The sequence below is a fragment of the Streptomyces sp. YGL11-2 genome, from assembly GCF_050054615.1.
GTDB lineage: Bacteria > Actinomycetota > Actinomycetes > Streptomycetales > Streptomycetaceae > Streptomyces.
The window spans coordinates 1-24,652 of sequence record NZ_JBNHIN010000011.1; the positions used below are offsets into that span (position 1 = coordinate 1).

At 67.0% G+C, this 24,652-nt stretch carries 28 protein-coding genes, 1 tRNA gene and 1 pseudogene; 10 read left to right on the forward strand and 20 right to left on the reverse strand.

Annotation, left to right across the window (positions count from 1 at the left end):
- The first annotated feature begins 83 nt into the window (after positions 1-83).
- From ACO1BR_RS14675 to ACO1BR_RS14690, 4 genes are all read left to right on the forward strand, one after another.
- Complete coding sequence (locus ACO1BR_RS14675; RefSeq protein WP_426795692.1) at positions 84-302, forward strand: tetratricopeptide repeat protein; 219 nt, start codon at positions 84-86, stop codon at positions 300-302.
- A gap of 11 nt (positions 303-313) precedes the next feature.
- Positions 314-673 (forward strand): tetratricopeptide repeat protein, encoded by a 360-nt coding sequence (locus ACO1BR_RS14680; protein WP_426795507.1) that lies wholly within the window; start codon positions 314-316, stop codon positions 671-673.
- Between the two features lie 453 nt (positions 674-1,126).
- Positions 1,127-1,519 (forward strand): YccF domain-containing protein, encoded by a 393-nt coding sequence (locus tag ACO1BR_RS14685; protein WP_426795508.1) that lies wholly within the window; start codon positions 1,127-1,129, stop codon positions 1,517-1,519.
- Between the two features lie 84 nt (positions 1,520-1,603).
- Positions 1,604-1,921, forward strand: coding sequence for a YccF domain-containing protein (locus ACO1BR_RS14690; protein ID WP_426795509.1), 318 nt, complete (start codon positions 1,604-1,606; stop codon positions 1,919-1,921).
- An 86-nt stretch (positions 1,922-2,007) separates the two neighbouring features.
- Here the strand turns inward: ACO1BR_RS14690 and ACO1BR_RS14695 are convergent, their stop codons facing one another.
- A complete protein-coding gene (locus ACO1BR_RS14695; protein ID WP_426795510.1) occupies positions 2,008-2,328 on the reverse strand; it encodes a hypothetical protein in 321 nt (106 codons plus the stop codon).
- Positions 2,329-2,632: 304 nt separating this feature from the next.
- Between ACO1BR_RS14695 and ACO1BR_RS14700 the strand changes: the two are divergent.
- A pseudogene (locus ACO1BR_RS14700) lies at positions 2,633-2,925 on the forward strand (YccF domain-containing protein); the annotation flags it as partial.
- Positions 2,926-3,042: 117 nt separating this feature from the next.
- Here the strand turns inward: ACO1BR_RS14700 and ACO1BR_RS14705 are convergent.
- From ACO1BR_RS14705 to ACO1BR_RS14715, 3 genes are all read right to left on the reverse strand, one after another.
- Complete coding sequence (locus tag ACO1BR_RS14705) at positions 3,043-3,360, reverse strand: hypothetical protein (protein WP_426795511.1); 318 nt, start codon at positions 3,358-3,360, stop codon at positions 3,043-3,045.
- A gap of 183 nt (positions 3,361-3,543) precedes the next feature.
- Complete coding sequence (locus ACO1BR_RS14710; protein ID WP_426795512.1) at positions 3,544-4,134, reverse strand: hypothetical protein; 591 nt, start codon at positions 4,132-4,134, stop codon at positions 3,544-3,546.
- A gap of 351 nt (positions 4,135-4,485) precedes the next feature.
- On the reverse strand, positions 4,486-4,974 hold the full coding sequence (locus tag ACO1BR_RS14715; protein ID WP_426795513.1) for a YajQ family cyclic di-GMP-binding protein: 489 nt from the start codon (positions 4,972-4,974) through the stop codon (positions 4,486-4,488).
- A 189-nt stretch (positions 4,975-5,163) separates the two neighbouring features.
- Here ACO1BR_RS14715 and ACO1BR_RS14720 point away from each other — a divergent pair.
- Positions 5,164-5,245 (forward strand) — tRNA-Tyr (locus tag ACO1BR_RS14720).
- A 153-nt stretch (positions 5,246-5,398) separates the two neighbouring features.
- On the opposite strand, the gene ACO1BR_RS14725 is transcribed toward ACO1BR_RS14720, so the two are convergent.
- The 14 genes from ACO1BR_RS14725 to ACO1BR_RS14790 all read right to left on the reverse strand — a co-directional run bounded on the left by ACO1BR_RS14725 (position 5,399) and on the right by ACO1BR_RS14790 (position 15,708).
- Entirely contained in the window at positions 5,399-6,763 is a 1,365-nt protein-coding gene (locus ACO1BR_RS14725) for a tyrosine-type recombinase/integrase (RefSeq protein WP_426795514.1), read from the reverse strand.
- A complete protein-coding gene (locus tag ACO1BR_RS14730; protein ID WP_426795515.1) occupies positions 6,760-6,969 on the reverse strand; it encodes a helix-turn-helix transcriptional regulator in 210 nt (69 codons plus the stop codon). The genes ACO1BR_RS14725 and ACO1BR_RS14730 overlap by 4 nt, the downstream gene beginning before the upstream one ends.
- Before the next feature lie 234 nt (positions 6,970-7,203).
- Positions 7,204-9,003: a DnaB-like helicase N-terminal domain-containing protein gene (locus tag ACO1BR_RS14735; RefSeq protein ID WP_426795516.1), complete on the reverse strand. Its 1,800-nt coding sequence runs from the start codon at positions 9,001-9,003 to the stop codon at positions 7,204-7,206.
- 85 nt (positions 9,004-9,088) lie between these two features.
- On the reverse strand, positions 9,089-9,679 hold the full coding sequence (locus tag ACO1BR_RS14740; protein ID WP_426795517.1) for a hypothetical protein: 591 nt from the start codon (positions 9,677-9,679) through the stop codon (positions 9,089-9,091).
- Positions 9,680-9,690: 11 nt separating this feature from the next.
- The gene (locus ACO1BR_RS14745) at positions 9,691-9,879 is read right to left on the reverse strand and encodes a hypothetical protein (protein WP_426795518.1); all 189 of its coding nucleotides are present in this window, start codon (positions 9,877-9,879) and stop codon (positions 9,691-9,693) included.
- Between the two features lie 4 nt (positions 9,880-9,883).
- The gene (locus ACO1BR_RS14750; protein ID WP_426795519.1) at positions 9,884-10,168 is read right to left on the reverse strand and encodes a hypothetical protein; all 285 of its coding nucleotides are present in this window, start codon (positions 10,166-10,168) and stop codon (positions 9,884-9,886) included.
- A gap of 140 nt (positions 10,169-10,308) precedes the next feature.
- A complete protein-coding gene (locus ACO1BR_RS14755; RefSeq protein WP_426795520.1) occupies positions 10,309-12,483 on the reverse strand; it encodes a cell division protein FtsK in 2,175 nt (724 codons plus the stop codon).
- Positions 12,484-12,606: 123 nt separating this feature from the next.
- A complete protein-coding gene (locus tag ACO1BR_RS14760; protein WP_426795521.1) occupies positions 12,607-12,873 on the reverse strand; it encodes a hypothetical protein in 267 nt (88 codons plus the stop codon).
- A gap of 2 nt (positions 12,874-12,875) precedes the next feature.
- Positions 12,876-13,052 (reverse strand): hypothetical protein, encoded by a 177-nt coding sequence (locus tag ACO1BR_RS14765; RefSeq protein WP_426795522.1) that lies wholly within the window; start codon positions 13,050-13,052, stop codon positions 12,876-12,878.
- A 53-nt stretch (positions 13,053-13,105) separates the two neighbouring features.
- The gene (locus tag ACO1BR_RS14770) at positions 13,106-13,438 is read right to left on the reverse strand and encodes a hypothetical protein (RefSeq protein WP_426795523.1); all 333 of its coding nucleotides are present in this window, start codon (positions 13,436-13,438) and stop codon (positions 13,106-13,108) included.
- The gene (locus tag ACO1BR_RS14775) at positions 13,435-14,448 is read right to left on the reverse strand and encodes a DUF2637 domain-containing protein (protein ID WP_426795524.1); all 1,014 of its coding nucleotides are present in this window, start codon (positions 14,446-14,448) and stop codon (positions 13,435-13,437) included. Before ACO1BR_RS14775 ends, ACO1BR_RS14770 begins: the two co-directional genes overlap by 4 nt.
- Positions 14,445-15,089: a GGDEF domain-containing protein gene (locus tag ACO1BR_RS14780; RefSeq protein ID WP_426795525.1), complete on the reverse strand. Its 645-nt coding sequence runs from the start codon at positions 15,087-15,089 to the stop codon at positions 14,445-14,447. The genes ACO1BR_RS14775 and ACO1BR_RS14780 overlap by 4 nt, the downstream gene beginning before the upstream one ends.
- Positions 15,086-15,397 (reverse strand): hypothetical protein, encoded by a 312-nt coding sequence (locus tag ACO1BR_RS14785; protein ID WP_426795526.1) that lies wholly within the window; start codon positions 15,395-15,397, stop codon positions 15,086-15,088. The genes ACO1BR_RS14780 and ACO1BR_RS14785 overlap by 4 nt, the downstream gene beginning before the upstream one ends.
- Positions 15,394-15,708 (reverse strand): hypothetical protein, encoded by a 315-nt coding sequence (locus tag ACO1BR_RS14790; RefSeq protein WP_426795527.1) that lies wholly within the window; start codon positions 15,706-15,708, stop codon positions 15,394-15,396. The genes ACO1BR_RS14785 and ACO1BR_RS14790 overlap by 4 nt, the downstream gene beginning before the upstream one ends.
- A gap of 249 nt (positions 15,709-15,957) precedes the next feature.
- On the opposite strand from ACO1BR_RS14790, the gene ACO1BR_RS14795 reads away from it, so the two are divergent.
- From ACO1BR_RS14795 to ACO1BR_RS14805, 3 genes are all read left to right on the forward strand, one after another.
- The gene (locus ACO1BR_RS14795; protein WP_426795528.1) at positions 15,958-16,338 is read left to right on the forward strand and encodes a GntR family transcriptional regulator; all 381 of its coding nucleotides are present in this window, start codon (positions 15,958-15,960) and stop codon (positions 16,336-16,338) included.
- 130 nt (positions 16,339-16,468) lie between these two features.
- A complete protein-coding gene (locus ACO1BR_RS14800) occupies positions 16,469-17,653 on the forward strand; it encodes a helix-turn-helix domain-containing protein (protein WP_426795529.1) in 1,185 nt (394 codons plus the stop codon).
- Positions 17,654-17,670: 17 nt separating this feature from the next.
- Positions 17,671-18,378, forward strand: coding sequence for a creatininase family protein (locus ACO1BR_RS14805; RefSeq protein ID WP_426795530.1), 708 nt, complete (start codon positions 17,671-17,673; stop codon positions 18,376-18,378).
- A gap of 345 nt (positions 18,379-18,723) precedes the next feature.
- Here ACO1BR_RS14805 and ACO1BR_RS14810 read toward each other — a convergent pair whose 3' ends face one another.
- The gene (locus tag ACO1BR_RS14810) at positions 18,724-19,758 is read right to left on the reverse strand and encodes a hypothetical protein (protein WP_426795531.1); all 1,035 of its coding nucleotides are present in this window, start codon (positions 19,756-19,758) and stop codon (positions 18,724-18,726) included.
- A gap of 583 nt (positions 19,759-20,341) precedes the next feature.
- On the opposite strand from ACO1BR_RS14810, the gene ACO1BR_RS14815 reads away from it, so the two are divergent.
- Positions 20,342-21,721 carry a hypothetical protein gene (locus ACO1BR_RS14815; RefSeq protein WP_426795532.1) on the forward strand — a complete coding sequence of 460 codons (1,380 nt, stop codon included), beginning with the start codon at positions 20,342-20,344 and terminating at the stop codon, positions 21,719-21,721.
- 77 nt (positions 21,722-21,798) lie between these two features.
- Here the strand turns inward: ACO1BR_RS14815 and ACO1BR_RS14820 are convergent, their stop codons facing one another.
- Positions 21,799-22,878 (reverse strand): MrcB family domain-containing protein, encoded by a 1,080-nt coding sequence (locus ACO1BR_RS14820; protein ID WP_426795533.1) that lies wholly within the window; start codon positions 22,876-22,878, stop codon positions 21,799-21,801.
- Positions 22,879-24,652: the final 1,774 nt, after the last annotated feature.

Consider the following 24,652-nt stretch of genomic DNA (forward strand, 5'->3'; position numbering starts at 1 on the left):
CCGCCCGCACCCTGTTCCATGAACAAGGCGACACCCGCGGCGAAGCTGGAGCCTGGAACAACCTTGGCGCAGCCCTCAGGGAAGTGCGGCGCTTCGACGAGGCCATCACCGCCCACGAAACCGCCCGCACCGTGTTCCATGAACAAGGCGACACTCACGGCGAAGCCTCTGCCTGGAACAACCTGGGCCTAGCCCTCAGTGGAGTGCGGCGCTTCGACGAGGCCATCACCGCCCACGAAACCGCCCGCACCCTGTTCCATGAACAAGGCGACACNCCTCTGCCTGGAACAACCTGGGCCTAGCCCTCAGTGGAGTGCGGCGCTTCGACGAGGCCATCACCGCCCACGAAACCGCCCGCACCCTGTTCCATGAACAAGGCGACACTCACGGCGAAGCCACTGCCTGGAACAACCTCGGCACTGTTCTCCGCGCACAGCAGCGTTTTCATGAGGCAGCTACCGCTGGTGAACGCGCCGCCGCGCTGCTGGATGCAGCAAAGGATCCGTTCCGTGCCGGTGAGGCTTTGGGAGAACTTGCCGTTACCCTAACCGCCGCCGATGCAGATGCCGCTGAGGTGCGATCCGTGTGGCTACGTGCTGCAGCTGCCTACGAGCGGGCCAACGCAGCAGCGGAAGCTGAGAACGCGAGAGCAGAGGCCGACAAGAGGGCCTAAAACGTCGCAGGTTGGCAGGTGGTTCGATAAAGCGAGCCACCGTGACAAACCAGAGACGCCATTTGCCGGATTCGGGGCGGAATCAGTTGCTTCTGGCGGGCAGTCGGCTGTTGCCGCCCTGACGGGCCGCAGGGTCGGACAGCTTGCGCGGTGGCCTGCCCCTTGTTCGGGGAGCAGTAGTCGGCAGCGGGTGCAGGCCCTGGGTGGATACCCACCCGTTTACGCCCCTGACCGGCTACATCACTCGGCGGGACGCCATCCCGGCTCGCCCGCCGCGTAAGGGCAGCGCTCACGGCCCGAGCCCAGGCTGACCCGCACTACCTTGAGCACGGCCAGCCTGCGGCAGACTTAAAGAAAGCCGACTGTGGCGCTGTCGGCGCAACGGTTGGCGACGGTGGGCGCGTCTACCAGGCCAGAAGCGCTCGCCGATGTGCCCGTGAAAGGCTGCCGATCATGAAGTTCATCCTCAACGTTCTCTGGTTGATCCTCTGCGGATTCTGGATGGCGCTCGGCTACGCCCTCGCCGGAATCATCTGCTGTGTCCTGATTATTACGATTCCATTTGGTATTGCGTCTTTCCGTATGGCTAGCTACGCCCTGTGGCCGTTCGGTCGGACGACCGTGGAGCGCCGCGACGCTGGCGCCGGCTCGGTGATCGGCAACATCATCTGGATCGTCTTCGCGGGCTGGTGGCTGGCCCTGGGCCATATCGCCACCGGTATCGCGCTGTGTGTGACGATCATTGGGATCCCGTTCGGCATCGCCAATTTCAAGATGATCCCGATCTCCCTGCTGCCGCTCGGGCGCGAGATCGTGCCCACGGATCAGCCCTTCGCGACTCGCTGAACGACAAAGGGCGGGGGCTCGGAGCACCCGCCCTGGCTAACAAAGTCGCTGGTCAGACAGTGAGGCAGAACCGGATCGGCCTTGTTGCGCGATCCCGACCCTCGGGGAGCCATCCCGTTCGGTATCGCGTCGTTCCGTATCGCCGGCTACGCCCTCTGGCCCTTTGGCCGCACCACTGTGGAGCGGCGTGACGCCGGTGCCGGCTCGGTGATCGGCAACGTCATCTGGATCGTTTTCGCGGGCTGGTGGCTGGCTCTGGGCCACATCGTCACCGGCATTGCGCTGTGCGTGACGATCATTGGGATCCCGTTCGGGATCGCCAACTTCAAGATGATCCCGATCTCCCTGCTGCCGCTCGGCCGCGAGATCGTCCCCACCGACCAGCCCTTCGCGACCCGCTGAAACGCAACGCGCCATACGTAACGCGCAGATACGCCCTGCACGACGCCGCACCCCGGAGCAACGCGCTCCGGGGTGCGGCGGTTGTGTCAGCGGACGCCAAGGCCGCCCAGGCCACCCCGTCCGCCCAGGACGCCCCGGCCGCCCCGTCCGATCGGGCCCGCCACGACGGTGCCGGAAATGCTGCCCCCGGCGTTCTGGGCGATGCTGGCGATGTTCTTCTGGTTGTCGATGAGGATGTTCGTGCGGCAACCGTTTCGGGGCGTGAGGGTCGGCAGCAGGCTCAAAAAGCTGGATGACGGCGCGCAGTGAATGTGCTGACCGAAGTACTCGTCACCCTGGCCCCCGGCGTTGGCCGTGCCTGCCGCCGACAGCAGCAGCGCACCGGTCCCGAGGGTGCCCGCGACCACACGCATTGTCTTACCCACGACGGAACGTCCTTCCTGTCCTGGTCCCGGTCCTGAGCCGGGATCACCGCGCTAACGAAGCAGTAACGTCCTGATCACGCTGCGCTACTCCGTCGTGGTGACAGCGCCCGGAGGTGATCCTCTGCTGCCGTTCGGCCGCGAGACCGTTCCCATCGACCAGCCCTTCGCGATGCGCCGAACAGGAAAGGGCGGGTGCTCGGAGCACCCGCCCTGGCGAGGAAAGTCGCTGGTCGGACCGTGAGGCAGAACCCGAGTGGCGTTGTTGCGCGATGCTGACCCTCGGAAGAGCATCCCGTTCGGTATCGCGTCGTTCCGTATCGCCGGCTACGCCCTCTGGCCCTTTGGCCGCACCACTGTGGAGCGGCGTGACGCCGGTGCCGGTTCGGTGATCGGCAACGTCATCTGGATCGTTTTCGCGGGCTGGTGGCTGGCCCTGGGGCGCATCGTCACCGGCATTGCGCTGTGCGTGACGATCATTGGGATCCCGTTCGGGATCGCCAATTTCAAGATGATCCCGATCTCCCTGCTGCCGCTCGGCCGCGAGATCGCCCCACCGATCAGCCCTTCGCGACCCGCTGAAACGCAACGCGCTGAAACGCAACGCGCTGAAACGCCACCCGCTGAAACGTAACGCGCAGGTACGCCCTGCACGACGCCGCACCCCGGAGCAACGCGCTCCGGGGTGCGGCGATGGTGTCAGCGGCCGCCCCGGCCGCCCAGGCCGCCCCGGCCGAACCGGCCGATCGGGTCCGTCACGACGGTGCCGGAAATGCTGCCCCCCGCGTTCTGGACGATGCTGGCGATCCTCTTCTGGTTGTCGATGAAGATGTTCGTGCGGCAACCCTCACCGGGTGTGAGGGACGGCAGCAGGCTGAAGCTGAATGACGGCGCGCAGTGAATGTGCTGATCGAAGTACTCGCCACCCTGGCCCCCGGCGCTGGCCGTGCCTGCCACCGACAGCAGCAGCGCACCGGCCCCGAGGGCGCCCGCGACCACACGCGTTGTCTTACCCACGACGGAACGTCCTTCCTGTCCTGGTCCCGGTCCTGAGCCGGGATCACCGCGCTAACGAACCAGTAACGCCATGATCACGCTGCGCTACTCCGTCGTGGTGACGGCGCCCGGAGCCGATCACCCTGCTGCCGCTCGGCCGCGACGTCGCCCCCGCGGACCGGCCGCGCACCGCCTGATGCCGCCTCAGGCGCGTACCAGCCCGCGAGGAGCCGTGTACCGGCGGAATCCGAGCGGCTCGACGCCCTCCACGCCCGCGATGAAGCGCTTCACCGCCCCGCCGTCCTGCAACTGGGTGGCGACCACCCGCTCGTGGGACTGCGCGTCGGTCCACTCGCTGTAGTTCACGACCCGGGTACCGTCCTCGCTGATGTGGAAGTGCGAGGCGATCCCGCCGTCCCCGCTCTGCCGCCCGCCGAACATCTCCAGCAGCCCGTCCACGAGCCGCCGGGCGGGCTCGTGCCCCGCCGTCCGGAACGCGACCCGTACGACGCAGCCCGGCGCCGGCGCCTCGCCTTCCGGCAGGAGCAGGCTGCCGTGCAGCCGGAACCGGCCGGGCCCGTAATCAGCGACGTCCCCGACGCGGTCCAGCACCGCCGCGATCCGCTCCGCGAGCCCGGTGCCCTCGGTGCGCACGAACTCCCGGTGCGCCGAACCACTCGTCCACTGGCCGTAGTTGAGCACGCTGCGCCCGTCCGTCCCGGCGAACAGCACCTGCGAGAGGAACCCGTCCGGCAGCGGCGTCTCCTCCCAGGCCCGCGCGACGCCGTCCAGCACGGCCCGCTGCCCCTCGGGGCTCCCCGCGTCCCATTCCGCGATCAGTACGGCACCGGCATCCGCCCGCCGTATCTCCGGAAAGACGTCGGCACGAAAGCCGCCGGAAGAAGAAGGCGTAGAGGGGGATGGGGAGGAGGGAGACGAAGGGGAGGCGGGAGCCGGAGAGGTGGGGGACGGCGAAGAAGTGGAAGGCGAAGAGGTCATGTCCTCACCCTGCAATCTCAACCAAAGTTGAGGTCAAGGCGGATCGGTGCGCCCCGGTCGCGGCCTCAAATGCCGGTGGGGCGGTGCGCCCCCGTGTCGCACCGCCCCATCCGCCCAACCGCGCAAGGTACCCCGAATCCGGGGTTCTCAGCGGTAGTTCACAAACTGAATCGCGAAGTCCAGGTCCTTGCCCTTCAGCAGCTGCTGCACCGACTGGAGGTCGTCGCGGCTCTTGGAGCTGACCCGCAGCTCGTCGCCCTGCACCTGCGCCTTGACGCCCTTCGGGCCCTCGTCGCGGATGATCTTGGCGACCTTCTTCGCGTTCTCCTGCGAGATCCCCTCCTCGATCGAGGCGACGATCTTGTACTCCTTGCCCGACGCCTGCGGCTCGCCGGCGTCCAGGGCCTTCAGCGAGATCCCGCGCTTGACCAGCTTGGACTGGAAGATGTCCAGTACGGCCTTCACGCGCTCCTCGGCGTTGGCGCGCATGTCGATCTTCTCGCCCGACCACTCGATCGACGCGCCCACGCCCTTGAAGTCGTAGCGCTGCGAGATCTCCTTGGCGGCCTGGTTGAGGGCGTTGTCGACCTCCTGCCGCTCGACCTTCGAGACGATGTCGAAACTGGAGTCGGCCATGTTGAGTTGGCTCCTCGTACGTAGATCCATCAGAGGTGCGGTCCTTCCCGGACCGCCTGCCAAGCCTAGCCACCCGGCCAAGATCCAGCGCTCCGCAATCGAGTGGCGAACCACCCCCAGCCATCGGGTATGGTTTACGTCGTTGCCACGGAGCATCGCCCCACAGCGAAACTCCCGGCGGCAAACCCTGGCGGTGTGCCCGAGCGGCCAAAGGGAGCAGACTGTAAATCTGCCGGCTTCGCCTTCCCAGGTTCGAATCCTGGCGCCGCCACAGGAAAGCAAAGGGCCCGTGACCTGCTGAAACAGCAGGTCACGGGCCCTTTGTCATGCCCTGCCATGTGGCAAAGACTGTCTCGCCTTGTCTCGCGTTCGAACGCCCTGTCTCGGGGTGTGTGGACGGGCCGTGGACGGGATTCCCCGCCCGTCAGCCGTGTTGCCCCAGACGAGTGGAGATCTTGGCGTTCGCGGCCTCATCTCCGTTGCTGAGGAACTTGGCGTACACGCGGAACAGCACAGTGATGCTGTGGCCGGCGCGCAGAGCCACGAGCTGTGGCTCCACACCGGAACTGAGCCACGTGGACACCGCCGCGTGACGAAGGTCATACGGGCGCTTGGCCAGCGAGGACGCGCGTTCGGCGGGGGACAGGGCCCGTGACCGAGCCTCCGCCCAGACTTCGCCGTAACCGGTGTCCTGGACCAGCCCACCGCGATTCGTCTGGAACAGCCGGCCATCGGGAGCCGTGCCGTACGCGGTGACGTGCCAGCGCAGCAAGGCGACCAGTTCGGGCGGTATCGGAACCTGCCGGAGCGCCTTCCGCGGACGGTGCTTAAGCCCCCGCTTGTCGTGAGCTTCGCCGCTGTCCGTCCAGGCCGAGCCCGAGCGGGGGCGCGTCTCTCTGAGCCGGAGCATGCCCCATCCGCGGCGCGGTAGGTCGCAGTCCTGGACTCGTAGCCCGATGACTTCCGCCGGGCGCGCTGCGGCGTAGTACATGCAGCCGAAGAACCCCACCAGACGGCGACCACGGGGGCTCTGATCGCGTACGGCAGCCAAGAGCTTGGCGGCTTGCCCGGGGGCCGGGACGCAAGCCGGGTCCACCTCCTCTGCCACCTGTTCGGGTGCTTTCCACTGGACACGGGAGAGCGGGTTCTCGGTGAGTAGTTCGGCCTCCACCGCGTACTCAAGAGCGTTGTGGAAGATCGCTCGCTTCCGTCGGATCGTCCCTGCCGCCGCTGTCTTGCCGTCCAGCTTCTTGGAGAGAGCGTTCAGGGTTGCCCGTACGAGGAGACGGTCAGCGAGTGCGGAGGTGGGCAGCGACTTGCGCTTGAACCAGTCCAGCACCTTGGCGACGTCGGCCGGGGCGTTCTCCTTCCAGCGGTTCTTGTTGAATCCCCAGCTGTAGAGGGCGGCGCGGACGACCCTGGCGTCGGGCATGCCCTTGGTGTCCTTCACCAGCGTGGGGGTCACGGTCGCCATGGCTTCGGCCAGCGTTCGCCGTGTGGAGGCGGGGGAGTGGTCCCACTTCATCTCGATGTAGTTGCGGGCGTGCTCGTACCACGAGATGTCCCGTTCCTTGGCGACCAGGGACTTTGGCAAGCCGCTGTCTACGTCGAATGGTTCGCCCTCGCGGGCCGCCGTAATGAGCTGGGCTCGGCGGCTCTCCGCCAGGCCCAGCGTGAGGAACGACTCCGAGTGCGGGCGGATGCCCACCTTCCAGCGGACTTGGTAGGGCTTCCGGTAGTCGCGCTTGCGGATGGCCCAGATTTTTACGGTGTAGCTCCACTCGGTCACGCGGCCTCCATTTCGTCGAGGAAGGCGTTCAGGACACTTCGGCGCACTCGAATGCGGCCGGTCTGCGTGCGCTTCGCCTCCGGCCCGTAGCCGCGGTCACGCCAGCGGTACCAGGTGGCGCGGCTGATGCCGATTTCTTCAAGCGCGTCGGTCAGCGGCAGCCACTCGTCTATGGGGGAGCGGCGCCGACGGGATGCGGTGGTCATGCTGGATCTCCTTGGGGCAGCCATGGCGGTTGCTGTGGGCGGGGCGATAAGGGCGGTAAGGGCGATAAGCCGTCTGACCTGCGGTTTTCTAGGGGCGATAAGGGGGGCGATAAGGGGGGCGATAAGTCGGTGGGCGATGAGGTGGGGGACTTACCGCCCCACTTACCGCACCCCTTATCGCCCCGCTGTTTCCGCAGGTCAGCGGGCTTATCACCCTTATCGCCCTTACCGCCCTCAGCCCACGTAGGTGATGACCGTGGTCGGTCGGCCCTTGCCGGGGCGTTGGGTGCGGACGTAGCCGGGTTGGTCGAGCAGTTCGGCGGTGAGCCGGTCGCGGTCGGCGCGCGTGGTGTTCTTGAACAGCCGGCGGATCTGGTCGGCGGCGAGCCCGTCCGGTCCCGCGGCGCGGACGGCGTCGGCGAGTTTGTTGACCTTGGGGTCTCCGCTGATGTTGCCGAGCAGGTGGACGGCGGAGGCGCGGGCGTAGTTGAGCAGGTGCCAGGCGGCCCGCATGTGCTGTTCGGTGATGGTGTCGGTGTGGTCGCACAGGGCGTAGACCATGGCGACGCGCTGGACGTAGGGGGCGGCGCGGGCGGTGAACTGTGCGATGACTCCGCCGGCCGAGTCGTCGCTGAGCGCCGGGTACACCTTGTGGCAGTACAGGTCCCATGCGTCGTCGCTGAACTTGACCTTCTCGACGCGCGCGGCGTCGGCGAGGACGGTACGCCAGCCGGATGCGAGGTTGGCGACCAGTTCCGGGCTGGCGCCGCGGGAGCCGGGGAGGATCAGGTTGCGGTGGCAGAAGATCGGCAGGAAGCGGTTGTAGGTGCCGCCGGCCATCTCGGAGTCCTGCATCTTGGCGCGGAACTCTTCGGGCGTGATGTGCCCCAGGATCGCGATGTGCGGATCGGTGGCCTTGAGCGAGTCACGGACCATCGAGCCGAGCGAATCGCCGTCCCAGGCTTGCCGCAGGACGCCGGGCAGGCTGGAGCCTTCGCGCCGGCCGCGGCTCATGGTGACGGCGTACTCGGATTCCAGGACCCACAGCCGCTTGTCGAGGCTGGCGGGGGTGGGGTCGTCGCTGTCGTCGTCTTTGACGTACTCGATGAGCCCTTCGCCGGAGTTGAGCCCGCGGGGGGTGTGTTCGGGGCCGAAGAAGTCCGGCATGGCCTCGGCCAGGACGCGGCGGGTGGTGGAGGTCGCCGAGCCTTTGCGGCCGGCGGCGGTGGGGCCGATGGTGAGTGCCCAGATCAGGCAGGGGTGACGGTCGTTGCCCACCATCAGGTGGGGGCGGCGGCCGATGACGGCGCCGGCGGCGGAGAGCAGGTTGACCAGTACGGCGACGGGGTCCGCCTCGGTGGTGGGGTCCAGTTCTCGTACGGTCTCGCCGACCCATCCGCAGAACACATCGGGGTGCGGGGTGGGGCCGGGTCGCTGCGGGCGGACAAGCCCGGGGTGCGGGTCATAGAGGGGGTTGGGCGGCCCGGCCGGTGCGGTGTCCGTCTCGGCCTCGGCGGTGTCGACGGTGAGTTGAGCGATCTCCTCAAGGACCGCGGCACGTAGCGTCTGAGCGTCGGTGCTCCGTGTGGAGGCAGCCTGCACGAGGCGGGTACCGGCTTCGATCAGGCGGCGCCGTTCGGCCGCTTCGTGCACGATCTCGGCGTAGTACTCGGCGTTGGCGGCGGTGGGGACGGCCTGGATGAGGGTGTGGAGGTAGGTGGCGCCGCCGATGCGGGCCAGTTCTCCGCGCTTGCCGAGGTGGTGAGCGAGGGTGATGGGGTCGGCGGGCTGGCTGCTGTCGTGCAGGTCGAGGATTGCGCGGTGGATCGTCTCGTGTGCGGGCCGGTAGTGGTCCGCGGGGTCCATGGCGGCGCCCACGTCGGTGATGGCGTCGGCGGAGAGCATCATGGCGCCGACGACGGCCTGTTCGGCGTCGAGGTCCTGGGGCAGGACGAGTCCGCTGCGGTTCTCGGGGCTGCTGTGCAGGGGGAGCACATTGCCGAACGGCTCATGGGCGGGCTCGGATGCCATCATGGAAGCCTCCTGTTCTGTCTCGTACGGGCAGGGAGAACCGCGGCGGCGGGCGACCTTGGTGGGGAGTACCGCCGCCGCGGCGTTGCTATGTGGTGGGGAGTTCGGGGAGCCCCGCCTTTTCGAGCACGGCGGGGTTGTATCCCGGCAGCGTGGCGCGGGCAGTCATGGCTTCGGCCAGAGCGGCTGCGTAGGTGCTGGCTTCGCGAGCCACCTCGATCTGCGTCCGCCCGCGGATCGCCTCGACCCGCTCAACATGGGCGTGCTCCTCGCGCCGCTCGGCGGTGCGTCGTTTGTGGGCGAGGGTTTCGCGGCGGTCGGTGCGCCAGTAGCGGGCCGCCAGGCCGTAGGCGACGGCAGTTGCCAGGGCCCACAGCAGCAGCGGCAGAGAGAGACCGTCGGCGTATCCGGCGACTCCGGCCAGGGCGAGCCCACCGGAGGCGGCGAACGCGGTCCCTGCGAGCACCCCGTCCCCGGAGCACCCGACGGAGGCGAACGCGCCGGCCGTTGCGGCTGCGGCGGCGAGCACGGTCATCAACACCGCGTTGCCGACGGAGTGTTCGGCGCCGTTGGCGTTCCAGATGCGGGCCAGGATCAGCACGGTGGAGGTGGCGATGGCCGGTGCGGCTTTCGGGGCCGCGGCAGCCAGCCAGTGGCGGGCGGTGGTGCGTTCGTTCACGGCCGGGCCTCCTACAGCTTGCCGATGGCGTCGATGACGGCGTGGGTGAGTTGGTTGATGGGGCCGGAGGCTCCGGTGGAGGCGAGGAAGAAGCCGAACATGATGGCGATGAAGGCGGAGCCCCAGCCGAGGGTCTTGGAGCGGAGCAGGAAGAACAGGACGAGTCCGAACAGGGCGACGAGGGAGACGGTGATGGCCATGGGGTCATCCCTTCCGGGTGGGCTGCTGGGTGGTGGGGGTGTTGGTGCCGTCGCGGTAGATGCGGAGCCAGAGGTTGAAGAGGTGGCGTCCGATGCGTATGCGCTTGCCGTGGCCGTCGCAGCGGCGGCAGTGCTTGCCGCGCTTGGGCCGTCCCTTGCGGTCGGTCTTCATCGCGAAGCCGAAGCCGCGGCACTTGCGGCAGTTGCCGAACGGCGATGACGCACACAGACTCGCGTAACCGAGAGTGACGACGAGTAGGCAGGCGCTAGCAAGGAGGATGGGGGTCATGGGGTGCCTTCCCGGCTGGTTTTCCGGTGTTTTCGCAGGTGGGGTGCTAGGTGCGAGGTTGCTGATCAGGGCCGGTGTGGGTTGCTAGCGGGGGTGCTAGACCTAGCAGCGATGGCCGCTAGGTCTAGCAGCGGTGCGTGTCAGCTCCCGGGCCCCTTTCCGTCACGCTTCGTGATGGCGGTGGTGATGTCGGCGCGGGCGATGCCGCGTCGGGTGGTGCCCTTGCCGGCGTCGGTGGTGCCCCACACGTCCTGCGTGGTGATGCCGTGCGCGCGGAGGTTGGCGGTGACGGTCTCGCCCTTCCAGCTGCCGTAGACCTCCGGCCGCAGAATGGCCAGGCGGGCGGCGACCTTCTCGTTCCAGACCTTCTTCTCGTCGGCCGGCACCACCTTGAGGATGTCGGCAAGCAGGTCGAAGGTGGGCTCTCCGCTCTCGGGCTGCTGGCCGATGGCGTGGCCGGTGACGTTGCCGTACGCCTCGCGCATCTTGCGCGCCCGCGCTACGACCTGTTCGGCGGCGACTGCGTCGACGAACGCGGAGGCGACGATGCGCGGGTCGTCTCCTTCGCCGGCCATCCAGCAGATGCCGCGGTCGGTGCGGGAGAACATGGTGGCCCGGTATCCGGCCTTGTACATCGAGGTGCCCAGCACCATGTCGTTGGCGGGCTGGCCCATGACCTTCAGGCAGAACCGCAGCACCGCGTTCGCGCTGATGCCGGTCGGCAGGGACTTGGCGTCCGGGCGCTGGGTGCCGAACAGGGTCACCATGCCCAGCGCGGGACCACGTTTGCCCAGGTCGGTGGCGATCTCCTCGATCTCGGCGCCGTACTTCTCGTGCTCGAAGGGGACCTGGCACTCGTCGAACCCGGCGACGATGGGGTGCAGGCCAAGGGCCTTGTCGTTCGCCAATTCCGGGGTCACCTTCGACTCCGGGCAGCGTGAGCGCGGCAGGGACTTGATGACCTTCGCCCGCCGGCGCAGCTCCTGGCGCAGCTCCCGCAGCGCCTGGAGGACGTAGAGGATGTCTTCGTCTTCGTCCCCGGCCCGGTAGCGGTGGCAGACCGGTTCCAGGGCGCCGAAGTCGCCGGTGCCCTTGAAGTCGAACGCGTACAGCTCGGCGCGCGGGTCGAGTGCGGCGATGAGCAGGAACAGCCGCATCAGGAACGTCTTGCCCATGCGCGGGACGGAGCCGACCACCACACTGGCGAACATCAGGGTCACGGCCACGTCGCTCATGCGCTGGTCGTTGCCGAAGATGACCGGCTTGAACAGGTCCACTTGCCCGGACTTCAGCAGCGGCCAGGCGGGCTTCTTGGTCTCGTTCATGGGCTTGTCGCCAACCCACAAGATCAGGCGCCCCTCGTGCTCTTCGGGGTCGGCTGAGGGCCACACGCAGCCGACCTTGCGTCGCAGTCCGGAGGCGAGCGGCTTGCGGGCCTCCATGATGTCGTCCGGGGTGACGCCCCAGGGAAGGTCGAGGTCCGCGCGGTATCCGGGGCCGTCCCGGGTGATCTCGGAGGTGAAGCGCAGCCCGTTCATGTCGCCGCCCTTCTTGATCGCGGCCGACAGCTTCGCGTTGCCGATGTTGTCCAGCGCCCGCAGCACGATCGGCCCGGTGAGCTTCTGAAGCTCGGTCTTCAGCACCGCGGGCCCGATGACGGGCCGGTCCTGGGGAGCGCCCCAGAATCCGGCGACCAGCACCGCGGCTGAGGCCAGGACCGCGAGCCAGCCGGGGGCCATGACGTACATGGCCAGTGCGAATGCGGCGCCGAAGATGATGGCGGCGGTCGTGACCAGAACCCGCAGTCGCACGCGCCGGTCCCGCTGGCGCGTCAGCTTCAAGTACTCGGCGGTGTTCTCGTGCTCCACCTCGTAGGCCCGCAAGGGCGCGGATTCAGCGTCCCACATCCACCGGTTGGTCTCCCGTACCCGGCGGGCCACACCACGCGGCGCCATCAGCCCGAGCTGCAACGCGTACCAGGGGGTGCGAATGCCGTGGAAGACGGTGGCGTAGAAGGCGTTGCTGGCGGCCCGCTGCACGGTGGAGACGAACCCCGGCTTGGACAGCAGCCAACTCGGCAGGATCGGCTTGCGCTTGTAGGTCGTGACGCCGGGCGAGGGCAGGTCGGGCGAGTCGACCGGCCGCAGTTTGGGCGCCTCTTCGTCCTCGTCGTCCGGCTCGGCCGGCGGGGCGGGAACGGGCTCTTCGGCAGGTTGAGGGGCGGGGGTAGCGGGGCGTTTGGTGAGGATGTCGAAGACCTCGGCGCCAGGGCGCTCGGGCTCTTCGGGCTGGCCAGTGACATGGACATCAGACACGGTGGGTCTGCTCCCTCTGTCGAGTGGGGTAAAAAGGGGGCCCGGACGACGCTTTGGACGGCCGACCGTCCGGGCCCCGGCTGTACGCAACCGGTGCAGGTCAGAGCTGGCAGCGAGCGGTGGTCAGCGATTGAGGACGATGTCCAGGGCGGCGACGGCCTCGGCCGGGGTGATCGCCCGGTCCCGGACCTGGCGGTAGTTGCCGTACATGGCGGCGGTCTTGGCGATGACCCGGCCGGGGGTGACGGGCCGCTTGCCGTCCCACTCCCAGCTGACGATCTCGCTGGCGGCGTGGGTGGCCATGCGCATGCGGTGGTCGGCAAGGCGCTTGGCCCGGCGGCGGGCGTTGTGCTTCTCGCGCTGCTCAGGGCTGGGCTTGGTGCGCGGCACGGTCAGTCCTCCAACTCGTCGTAGTAGTAGTCGCCGAGGCGGGCGGCGTCGGCCATGGCCTGGTGGTCGTCGGCCCCTTCGAGCAGCCATGTGCGGGTCGGCTCGACGGCGGTTTCGGCGGCCTGGCTGTGGGCCGTGGCTTCCTCGCTGTGCATGCGGATGGGGTCAGTGCGCCTCACGAGCACTCCTGGGCTTGTTGGGCCCGGGGCGCGCCGGCCCCGGGCGGGTGTGGTTAGAGGTCGAACAGGCAGGTGTCCTGGGCCGGTGCGCTGTTGCGGGTCTTGCGGGCCGCGCGGCCGGCGGCGGTGTGGCAGTCCGGGCACCAGGCCCTCAGGTACCGGGCCTTGAGTCGGGCCGCGGCCAGGGGCGGGGTGGTCGGGTCGGCGGGTGCTGCGATGAGGTGGATGGGGCTGCGGTGCTTGCTGGCGTGCCGGTCGTGCTCGCGCACGCACCGGCCGTCGCCCTTGCGGTGCGGGGTGCCGCACTGTCCGGTGCACTGGCACCGCCAGCCCGCCGCATCCATCACCGGTCGCCACAGGGCGGCGTAGGCGATCGGCTCGCTCATGCGTAGCCACCTCCGCCCTGCCCCACGCCGTCGATCGCTCCCGTGTGCTTGTCGATTTCGCGTTGCAGGGTGCGGCGGATCGTGTCCGGATTCGTGTCCGGGCCCAGGACATCCCGGGTGATGGACACCACCGCGCCCTTGTCGGTGATGCCGCGGCGAACGAGCTGCCGCACCGCCTCGGTCACGGACTCCGGACGGCGCCCGGACAACATGTCCGCCCTGGTCAACTCGGTGTCTGCCTCAGCTTCCTGGGCCGGGGCCGGGGTTGTCCGGACGCTGTCCGGACGGTCCACGGTGATCTCCGTCGGAGTGCCGTGCAGGGCCAAGGCGACCTGTACGGCATCGACGTGGACGCCGTAGCCGACGAGCAGCGAGGCCAGTTCCGCCGGAGGCAGCATCGGCTGGGAGGCGTGGGCGATGCGGATCGCCTCAGCCGCTTCCATCGTCGCGAAGTGCTCGCGCAACTGGTCCGTCGCTGTCCGGGGCTTGTCCGGACTCGGCACAGGGGGCCGTCCGGCATCTTCGATGTGCGCCAGGGCCCGGCGGCGGATGCTGCCCCCCGCGGTGCGCGGTGCCAGCAGCCACGCCCAACCACCGAACTGCGGCAGTCGGAAGGGCTGTTCACCGTGGCCCCTGCGGGCCTCGGCGCGCGGCCCTGCCCAGGACAGTTCGGAGACTGCCAGCAGGGCCAGGGTCGGCACGGAGAACAGCAGGCAGGCGGGCAAGCCCCCGTCGATGAGCTGGGCGTGGAAGCGGTTGAGGTAGACCGAACCCGCGGCCATGAACAGCGAGGCCAGACGCGCCCCGGCCGCAGAGCGACCAGCCGCGGAGGCTTCGGAGGCCAGGTGCAGGCAGGCGTAGGCGGTGCCGTCGAACACCGCCACCGCGGCCCACCCCACAGGGCCGGGGGCCTGATAGTGGCGTGCCACGGCGTACAGGGACCAGCCGGTCACTCCCAGAGCCGCCAGCGACACGACCGCCAACGCGATACGCCACAGGACGCGGTTCATGCTGCCGCCTCCGATCCGCCCGTGGTGCCTCGGCGGCCGGCGCGGCGGCCGTTGGTGGTGGGCAGGACCGGGGTGGTGTCGGTGGCGATGAACCAGCCGGCGCCGGTCTGCTTGGCCGCGTACATGGCCTCATCGGCCCGGCGCATCAGCCGATCCAGCGGCGGGACGGGCCCCTGGCCGACCATGACGGCGCCGATCGACGCCCCGACCGACACCGACTCGCCCTCGAAGGTGAACGGCTCGCACAACCACGCATGCAGGCTTGCCAGTTCGAACGGCAGGTCGTCGGGGTGCTGGATCGGCAGGGCGAGAACGAACTCGTCCCCGCCAAGGCGCGCCGCGCAACCGTCCATGACGGCCGCGGTCGCAGCCAGCACGTGCGCGACGGTGGTCAGCGCAGCGTCGCCGGCCGCGTGGCCGTGGCGATCGTTAAGGGCCTCGAAGCCGTCCAGGTCGATGACCAGCACCGCCGTCCCGGCCGCCAGCAGCCGAGGCGCCTGGACCTCGAACACGGCGCGGGTAGGCAGGCCCGTCAGCGGACACCGGCGGGCCGCCTCGATCCGGCGACGCCACACGATGTTGTGGACCGCCCAGCCGAGGGCGACGGGCGCGACGGACAGCGCCGCGATCGTGGCGTTCATGCCGCACCCGCTTCCACCGCGGCCACCTCGTAGACGGCGTACACGTGGAACGCCACCCGGTAGACGGTCGCCCGGAACTCCAGCGACGGCCGGTCGCCGATCCGGTCCGCGAAGACCTTCTCGACCGGGACGTTCAGCGCCTCGCGCCAGGCTTCCACCTTGCTGGGGCTGTCGAGCTGGACGCTCAGCTCGTTCGGGACGATCCGGCTGGCGGTGAAGTAGGCGCCGGGAAGGTCCGGGTGGCTGACCGCAATCCCGGCCAGGCACGTCAGCGTTGCCGCCTGCGCGGCCATCGTTCCCGCGCTCACGCCGCCACCTCCTGGCCTACGAGACGGCCGGTGCCGCGGACGATCCAAAGCGGCGCGACGGCGGTCAGGGCGTCGGCGTAGAGCGCATCCCACGCGGCGATCTCGTCGCCCGCCTTGCCCTGCTCCCGCAGATCCCGCAGAACCTCACGAGCCACGTCCAGCCGCGCCGCCTGCTCCTCCGGCGACTCCCCACCGAGGGGACCGCGGAACAGGTCATGGTCGATGCCGAGCGGGAACTCGTCGAAGCCGAACGCCAGCTCCTCGAACTCGGTGTCACTCGCTATCTCTTGGTTGCCGATGTACGTACGCACAGGTGCTCCTGTAATCGGGCGGGCAGGGAGGGTTCCGGCGGCGGGCGACCTTGGTGGGGAGTACCGCCGCCGGGCATGAGCGCGGTATCCCCTTGTCGCGAGCCCTGTCTCCACGGGGCGCGCCGGAGTGCCGCGGGTGGGTTACCTAGGTAACTCCCTCACGCAGAGAAAGTTACCTAGGTTGGTTTCGAGGCGTCAAGCCTCCGGGGGCAAGCGAAGGAAATGACCTAGGTTGGATACGCTCTAGGTATGGATTGGAAGCCTGAGAAGCCCCCAACAGCCAAGGAGATCGCCGCCAAGTTCCGGGGCGACATAGCCGATGGCTTGTACGGGCCCGGTGCCCGGCTGCCCGGCGCCCAGGGCCTTGCCAAAGCGCTGGGCGTGGCTCTCATGACGGTGCAGAGCGCCTACAAGCAGCTGGCGGAGGACGGGCTAGTCGAAGGGCGCCGGGGCAGCGGGACGTACGTGATCGACCCGGCTAAGGGTGAGCCCACGGCACAGCAGGCCGCCGCAGGTCTGCGAGACCTTCAGGAGCAACTGAAGCATGTCACCTCCCAGTTCTCTGAGCTTCGCGAGCGGGTTGAGAGGCTGGAAGCCGGCCACTCCGGTCGCGCTGACGAGAACCAGTAAGCCTCAAGTCGCGCCCGTTGACAGCGGACAGGGGTTAACACCCACGCCGCGTTAACTGTTAACTCCCCACGTCAGCAGTGGTATTGGGGCATCATGTGAGTCCGCCGCATCGCCTGACGCTGGGGGCGCGATGAAGACGAAGTTGCAGGCCGCCCGCAAGGCTTCTGGGATGTCCCAGAATGAGTTGATGGACGCGATGGCGGACGCCGCCGAGCGTCTCGGTATCGACCTGCCGTCGCGGTCCAGCCTGAAGACTCAGATATCGATGTTCGAGAACGGCCGCCGGCCTCCGGGGGACGACTACCAGGTGCTCTTCTGCGAGGTCTACCAGGCGACCAGGGCCGAACTCGGATTCGCTCTGGAGACCGCGCCCTCCCAGCTTGATGCCTTGCCCATGCTTCCGAGTCCCCGCATCACGGCTCCGACGGTTACCCCGGAGGTGCTGGACTACCTCCGGTCGGTGTTCGTCCAACATGCTCAGGCTGAACCGTTGGTCGGGCCGCGATTCCTCGTGCCGGCGGTTCAGAGCCAAGTGCCGCTGATCGAGCAGCTTTGCACGGACACCTCGGGTCCCGACCGCAGCGACGTGCTTCGGGTGGGGGCGCGGTACTCGGAATTCCTCGGGTGGCTTTATCAGGACACCGGTGATTCGCAATCGGCGATGCTGTGGACGAATCGTGCGCTCGACTACGCATACGAACTCGACGATCCGACGCTGAGTTCCTACATCCTTCAGCGACGCAGCAACATCGCGGGCGAGGCAGGGCAGGCCGGCTATGCCCAGGGCCTGGCCAATGCCGCCCTGAAGCACGCGAGCAAGCTCCCTAGTCAAGTGCGGGCGGTCGCTCTTCGGGCTCGCGCCAGCGCCCTGGCTCTGCTGGGAGATGCGGACGAGAGCGTCCGCGCATTGGACCAGGCTCGGGCGCTTGCCGACAAGGCGCCCGATGAGGACGAGGGGCTGGCCACGTACGTCTCGGTCTCGTACATCGAGATGGAAGCGGCCAACTGCGCGCTTGAACTCAAACGTCCGCAACACGCTGTGAGGACTCTCGAAGAGAGTCTGACGCGGTGGCCCGCTCAGCAGCAACGTGACCGCGGGCTCTGCCTCGCTCGTCTAGCCACGGCGTATGCGCAGCTCGGAGACCTCGAAGGCGCCGTTCACGCAGCCTCGCAGGCGGCGAGCATTGCGCAAGCGACGGGCTCAGCGCGCATCTTGGCAGAGTTGACCCGACTGCAAACGCACCTTTCGCCCTTCCGCAAGCTTGTGGAGGTTGCGGAACTCAGCCGCACCTTGGGCACTATGAAGGCGCCCTGACCCGACTTAGGAGAGCCGTGAACCTGCTTCCCACGATCACCACCACCGACGTTCAGGAACAGTCGCCCCGAGTCGCCGTTCTCCCGATCGGTTCGTACGAGCAGCACGGCGCACATCTGCCGCTCGTCACGGACACCGCGATTGCCTGCATCATCGTCCGCGAATTGGCCGCAGCGTACCCCGTCCTCGCGTTGCCGCCCGTGACGATCGCATGCAGCCACGAGCACGGAACATGGGCGGGGACAGTGAGTATCAGCGCCCGCACGCTCCACACGTTGATCACGGACATCGCCGCGTCGCTGGAAGCCTCCGGTGTCCGCAAGCTCGTGCTCGTCAACGCGCACGGCGGCAACTACGTGCTCTCCAACATCGTCCAGGAAGCCAACCTGACCGAGGCGCGCATGACCCTCTTCCCGCAGTCGCGCGAATGGAAGCGGTCCCGCGAGCGTGCCGGCCTGGTTTCGGACTCGTTCAGCGATATGCACGCAGGGGAGATCGAGACCTCGATACTTCTGCACGCCGAACCGTCCCTTGTACGCCCCGGCTACGAGACCGCGGACCACGACGGGGGTACGCGGCCGTTCCTCCTGACTCATGGCATGAAGGCGTACACGGAGTCAGGGGTCATCGGGTTTCCCTCGCACGCCACGGCAGAGAAGGGCAAGGCTGTGCTGGCGAGCCTCGTCGAGGACTTTGCCCAGCATCTGCGTGCCCTCGGTGAGTGACGGCGGATTCGCGCGAGGCAGCGTCGATTGACGCCGCCTTGCCCGGCAAGGGCCGACCGGTCACAGTCATCATCTACGTGGGCTGAGGGCGGTAAGTGGGGCGGTAAGTCCCCCACCTCGTCGCCCCCCTCGTCGCCCCCCTTATCGCCCCTAGAAAACCGCAGGTCAGACGGCTTATCGCCCTTACCGCCCTTATCGCCCCGCCCACAGCAACCGCCATGGCTCGCCAGGGAGGAGAGGCAGGAATGGGCACCCCAAGCCCGCAAGTGTCGTGGAGGAGTCCGGGTGTGTCCGGCCAGAGCGCTGAACGCAGACCCTTACTTGCGCTGGCCTCGACCGACTAGATCACTTGCGGCCCGTGCCCCGCATGACGTCGATAAGCTCCGTGCCCACTAGGCGGGCTCCGTACAGCACGCCGACCGTCACTAGGCTGACGATGCCGATAAGTGGCCCGCTCGCCGGGGCCGGCACCCCCAACAGGTTCGCGCCTGCCGCCGTACCCACCACCACGCTGCCGAGGACGGCCAGGCGCACCCATTCACGGTTCACCGCCGGGGTGACTCCCCTCAAGTCCTCGGGGTCCAACAGGGCCAGCGTGCGGCCCTCGCCATACCGCTGGGCAATCTTCAGCAGCATGCGTGCCATGTCCTCGAAAACCTGCCCAGTGTCCGCCTCGGTGTCCTGCCTTGCCTCCACCGTCCGCAAGGCTCCGACCACCAGCGCGGCGTGTTCCTTCATCGCGTGTCGGCGCGTGCGACGTAGACGGGCGTGTCGAGTTCGCCACGCCGACCAAACCGCCCGCTCGGCAGCAGCCAGGTTCACCCGCGGGGCTACCAGAGGGTCGCCTGTATCCCATCGTTTGTAGGCTCGCCCGACGCTCTCGCAGGCGACTAGGAGTAGCACCACCGGCCGCCACTGGGCTGTCTCCCCGCCACGGACGTGCAAGGACGCACCCAACTGCTTCGCCGGGATCGGCCGTGGCCGGTTCTCTTGCCGATTCCGGACCTCATCGGCGTCGTTCATCCGAGCAAAGAGGGTCGCGGCCGTCCGCAGGGCAGTCAGGAACATGACCAGCAACACCAGCGCGGCTGCCGTCGTAGCCGTGGCCACGGGGTCCACCCAAGGGTGTGTGATTGCGGATACTCCCGATTCCACTTTGTGTGCCACATCCCGGACCGAGTGCACCAGGTTGGCAAGCGGGTCAAGGGCGCCGTCCCCGCGCTTCTCGGCGTAGCCGGTTGCAGGGCTGTTCAGTACGTTATCGACCAGATGGTCTCCGGTCAGATGGCGGGGCCCCTTCGAACCTGGGGGGTTGAGCCAGATGTACCGGATTTCGTTCACGAGCGTGCCGGCTTTGAGCAGTGCAACCGCCAGAATCACCAGTTCGAAGGTGTGTTTAACGGCTGCAGATGGGGCGACGGCGCACCACCGTCTCACTGGCGTGGCGACGTAGCGCCACTCATGCCATGGCACGTTCGGAAGAGTCGGGGGAAGATTCCGGCACGCACTCTCCAGCTTCCGACGTGCCCACCGATCGCCCCACGCAACGTAGCGGGTGGTTATCGGATCGACCATGTTGCGGCGTATCCAGCGCGACGGTCGTGACTGCGGGTGCTTCCAGAGCCATCTAACGCCGATGGGCCCACCCAGCAGGCCCAGGAGGTACACCACTCCGAGTAGGAGCCTCAGGAGTTCGTTCATCGAAGCAGTTTCGCCGAAGTCGCCTCGCACGGTGGCGACTTGGCGCGATCGGCGTGTGCGGCGCCCACCACTCCGCGCGGACAGGCTCTGATGCGAATCGCCCCGGACAAGCTGTCCGGGTATCGCGCACTGCGAGACCGGGTGGACTCGCCGGGGGCGCCCCGTCGACGGCCTGTCTTACCGCCCCCCTTATCACCCCCAGAAAACCGCAGGTTTCGAAAAACATCCCCTGAGGGAGCATGGGAATCGTTATGCTGCGTAAATGACGACGGGCGCCCTCCACGGCCAACTCAAAGCTCTCTTTCTTGCCGCGAGCGCTGCGGCAGCCGAACGTGTGCGGTCTCTCGGTGCTCCTTTTGCAATGCCTGTTAGTCAGGTCTATGTGCAGCGGCACAATGACGGGAACGGATGGCAAAGCTTCGAGCGTAATGTGGAAAAAAATATCCTTGCCAATCAAAACGTCCCGCTATTCCGCTACGCGCCCCTGTTGACATCCGATGTTGTAGAAATGGCGTCACGGTGCGCCGAACACTTGGTCCAATTGCCGGGTGTGCATCTACCCTTCTTTTCTCCCTGGAACTACAATCACGGGTGGATGCTCACGCACGATGCATCTGATCAATCACCGCCGCTGCCTGAATATGAAGAGGATCCGGGACCGTGGACCCTGAGTCATGTTCTCCTGCTCGCGTTGCACTACCATCTGCGAGCATTGCCGCGCCTCGACGTAGTTAGCGAAAAGGATGCGGCAGCCTTCGCCGCCGACGTAATAGAATTCGCGCGATCGGATGAGCTTACCTATCAGGTCATGATTCCGCTGGCCGGTATCTCCCTCCCTGCTTCCCGTAAAAATGGTCTGGCTGGCGGTGATGCAAGGGTTTACCCGCTCTCACAGGAAGACCAGGGCGATTTGCTCGAAACCTGGGGGGTCGGCGCGCAAAACCCGTTCCTTGAGCTTCCCGCTGTGGGTCTGTCATTCATGGTGCAGACCCCCCGGACGGCACAGAATCCCGACATCAGGGCAGCAGTAAATACATGGCTTTGCGCTTTCTACCTGCATGGATACACGCTGGGTGGCCGTGAGGCACGTACGGAGTTGTATCCACGTTGGGCAGGTGTGGGCATCTCTCGCATGCCAGTAAGGATGCTGGAAATTGCCCGAAGGCGTCGACCGTTGACGCCGACCATATTTGAGAAAGTTCGGGCAACAGCCGACAGGCTCCAGAAGTACAACATTGATGAGCCGGCTTCTGTGCATGACTTTGCTCTCCATAGGTTCTATCAGGGAGTCGCACGTCAGAGTTCCGCTGATGCAGTTGTGGACTTCGTAGTCGCTCTCGAGTCACTGCTACTTCCCTATGACAGTGACGCTCGTCACGGGGACTTGGGATATCGCTTCCGAATGCACGGCGCGCATTTTTTGGCGCCGAAGAAGAGTGGACGCCGGGAAGTCGTGAAGCAATTGCTCAACCTCTATGCTCTCCGGAGCCGTCTTGTGCACGGCGGAAAATACCCAGCGCCTTCCGACATTGAAGAAGGAAGGAGTATTGCTGGGGAGCTGGCTCGTGTCGGGCTACTCCGCGCCATTGAGGACGGCTTCCCGAAGCCTGAGACGTTCAAGAGTATGTTGCTCGGGACGTAACCTCTCGGAGGGGCGCCTCTGGTTGCCCTTGTCTCCACACTGAATCTCTCCGGGGGCTTAGTCCTTCGCGCGGCTGGCTAGGCCTCCTTTTGAGCGAGGCCTGCGTTCACGGCCTCTGGCGAACCACCCCAACCGTCCTCCGTGGGCCAGACCGATGCGATTCCTTGGTGGCTGAGCAAGCGCACGTACACATCGCCGATGGCTTCAGTGAACAGCGCCATACGCCGAGGCTGAGCGTCCGCGGGGTAGAGCAGGAAGGCATACGTGGCGAGTTGACCGATTGCCTCCCGCACGGCGTGGCTGACGTTGCCCCGGCGGACCACCTTGGCTTCGATGAGCCAATCGCTGCCATCGTGCCTGGCGACGATGTCGCGAGGGTGAACGTTCGTCCCAGCAGCGAACCCCGCGTCGGCGAGGAAGATCCCGTAGCGCTTAACTAGGGTCTCGTGCTTGCGACTCTTCTTGATCACGCGTCCTGTGATCTTTTGGACGTACTCGTCATCGCTCTTGGGGGCGAAGTGAAGGAGCGGGTCTTGCTCGCCAGTCTCCTTCGGCTTGATCGTTGTGATCACATCTCGCGTGGTGCTCCGCAGGTCCTCACGCAGGACCAAGGCGTCCTGGTAGAGCTGGATCATCCGACGAAGGTCGGTCTTCAACGTCTCTTCACTCGGCAGAGAGTCGATCTCGTAGACACAAGCGAGGATGTTCCCGGCCTCGTAAGCCCGCGGCAGGCCAGGCCTGCCGCCAAGGTCGATGACGTCTTCCAACCCCAAGGTCTTTTCGCCGGCAAGCGAACCTCGGATAGCCGCGGCCTCGCCTCGAAGGCGCTTCTCTGCCTCGGGGCCTCCGAACGTCTCTCGCAGCTCCGTAACGCCCTGGTTCAGGCTGAGTGAGACCGTCTTCATGTCCTCCGCGAAGAGGTAGACGAGGTACATGCCGCGCGTTGCAGTGGTCGTCTCGTCGGGGTCGAAGAACGACACCCACGGGCAGAAGGCCCCCGCTCCATTCCCCCCGCTCCCCTTGATGATGTAGCTCGCGGGAACATATGGCTCGAAGACGGAGGGCGCCGATCTCAGCAGCTTCGAAGCTGGCGACCCGGTACCGGCCGTCCGATCGTACGTAGAGGCGACCTTGTGCAAGTACTCCCGTAGCGTCATGGCGAGGATGGTATGTGGCCCCACTGACAGACGTAGGGGCTGCTTTCACGGGCTCTCTGGACGAGATGTGGACGGCAAACGGTCTAGTGCGGCGCCGAGTTGCTATTTGCCCTGGTCAACACGCCAGCGAAAGAGCGTCGTTGAGGGGACTGGCCGGAGGCCAGCCGTTCGCGAAGCGTCTCGTAGACCTTGGTCGTCTTCGGTCCCATTCGCGGAACACTCTCCGTTCTGCCGTGGTGCGTACCAGCGTAGTGGTCAACGGTCACGGTTCCTTCGGTCGTTCCGGGCGGGGATTTTTCAAGATCAGGACGAGACGTGGACGGGGTGTGGCTACCCCTCTCTGTAGCGGTGGAAAACCCCAGGTCAGACGGTATGCGCGGGGGTGATCTTGGATGGACTGCCGAAGTGCTCGACCAGTCCGGCTATGTCCGCACCCGACGCCCCGGTAAGGGCCGACCACGGTCGTCACCTGCGTGGGCTGAGGGCGGTAAGGGTGGTAAGGGTGATAGGCCCGCTGACCTGCGGAAACGGCGGGGCGATATGGGGTGCGGTAAGTGGGGCGGTAAGTCCCCCACCTCGTCGCCCACCGACTTATCGCACCCCTTATCGCCCCTAGAAAACCGCAGGTCAGACGGCTTATCGCCCTTATCGCCCCGCCCGCAGCAACCGCCATGGCTGCCCCAAGGGGGATGGATAGGGGTAAGTGCCCCAGTTCGCAAGCGTCGCGAGACCTCTGACGAACTGCTTTCCCTGACCGACGCCTCGCAGTGCTGTTCGCTTAGGCGTTTCCCCCAGGAGCGTGCGCTACTGGGCTGCACCGCTGTCCCGGCGCCTTGCCCAGCAGCGGCGCGGTGTGTTGAGGGCGGCCCGTCATTCTTCCCACCACTCCTCAATCTCGTTGTCGCAGTGGTAGCAGGTCATCAAGGCACTGTCGGCCAGGTCGAGGTACAGCTTGGGGTTCGCCCGGCGCAGTGCGTTCTCAACCGACTCGCATGGGCCAGTACACGCCCCGTCGGCAGTCAGCTGCCGCCTGGGCGGGTGCACTGTGCACTTCGTGTAGCGATGCAGCGGGTCGTGGTGGACGGGGTCGGTGCACCCGTTGGGGCATGGCCAGTTCTGCGCTGCCGAGGGAGTGCAGTGGATGCAATCCCTAGCTGCTCGGCCGTGCGGACACTGTCGGCGTGGAGGGAAGTCTTTGCCGTTGGCAGGGCAGATGTATCCCCGAGACCTGTACTCGCCTTCCAGGCTGCGCGCGCAGTTGTAGCAGTTGCTCTGCAATAGCCACTCGGACGTCTCTGGTGTGACATGTGCTTGCGCAGGTAAACGCCTCTTGCAGGCGGTCGTCAGCCCGTCGAGGGTGATGTGCTTGGTAAGGCCCCGCGGACCCGCGCGCCACCAAGCGAGCCGTACCGACTGGCGGTCAGCGTCTGCGCTCTCACTCATACTCATGACACGGAGATTAGCGGCGGACACTGACAGTCATACAGGCGGCGGGAGCGGGCCCGGGCGCACGGTCCGCAGCGTCCGTTGTGGAAGTGGGCCTAGGCTCCACTCGACGTGGACTGATGGACCGTCAACAGTGCTTCGTTATGGGGCTGGTGGACGTGGCGTGGGCGGTGGGTGGGCCCCGCGGCCCACGTAACGGCGAACGACCAGGTCAAGGGGTAGCTGTGCGGCTGATCACCGGTGGACTGTGGATCTCCGCCTTGACGGGGCAGTTAGGCGCGACCCGCAGAGTATGCAGCTACCCGAACGCGGTCGGCGCCGCTTGTGG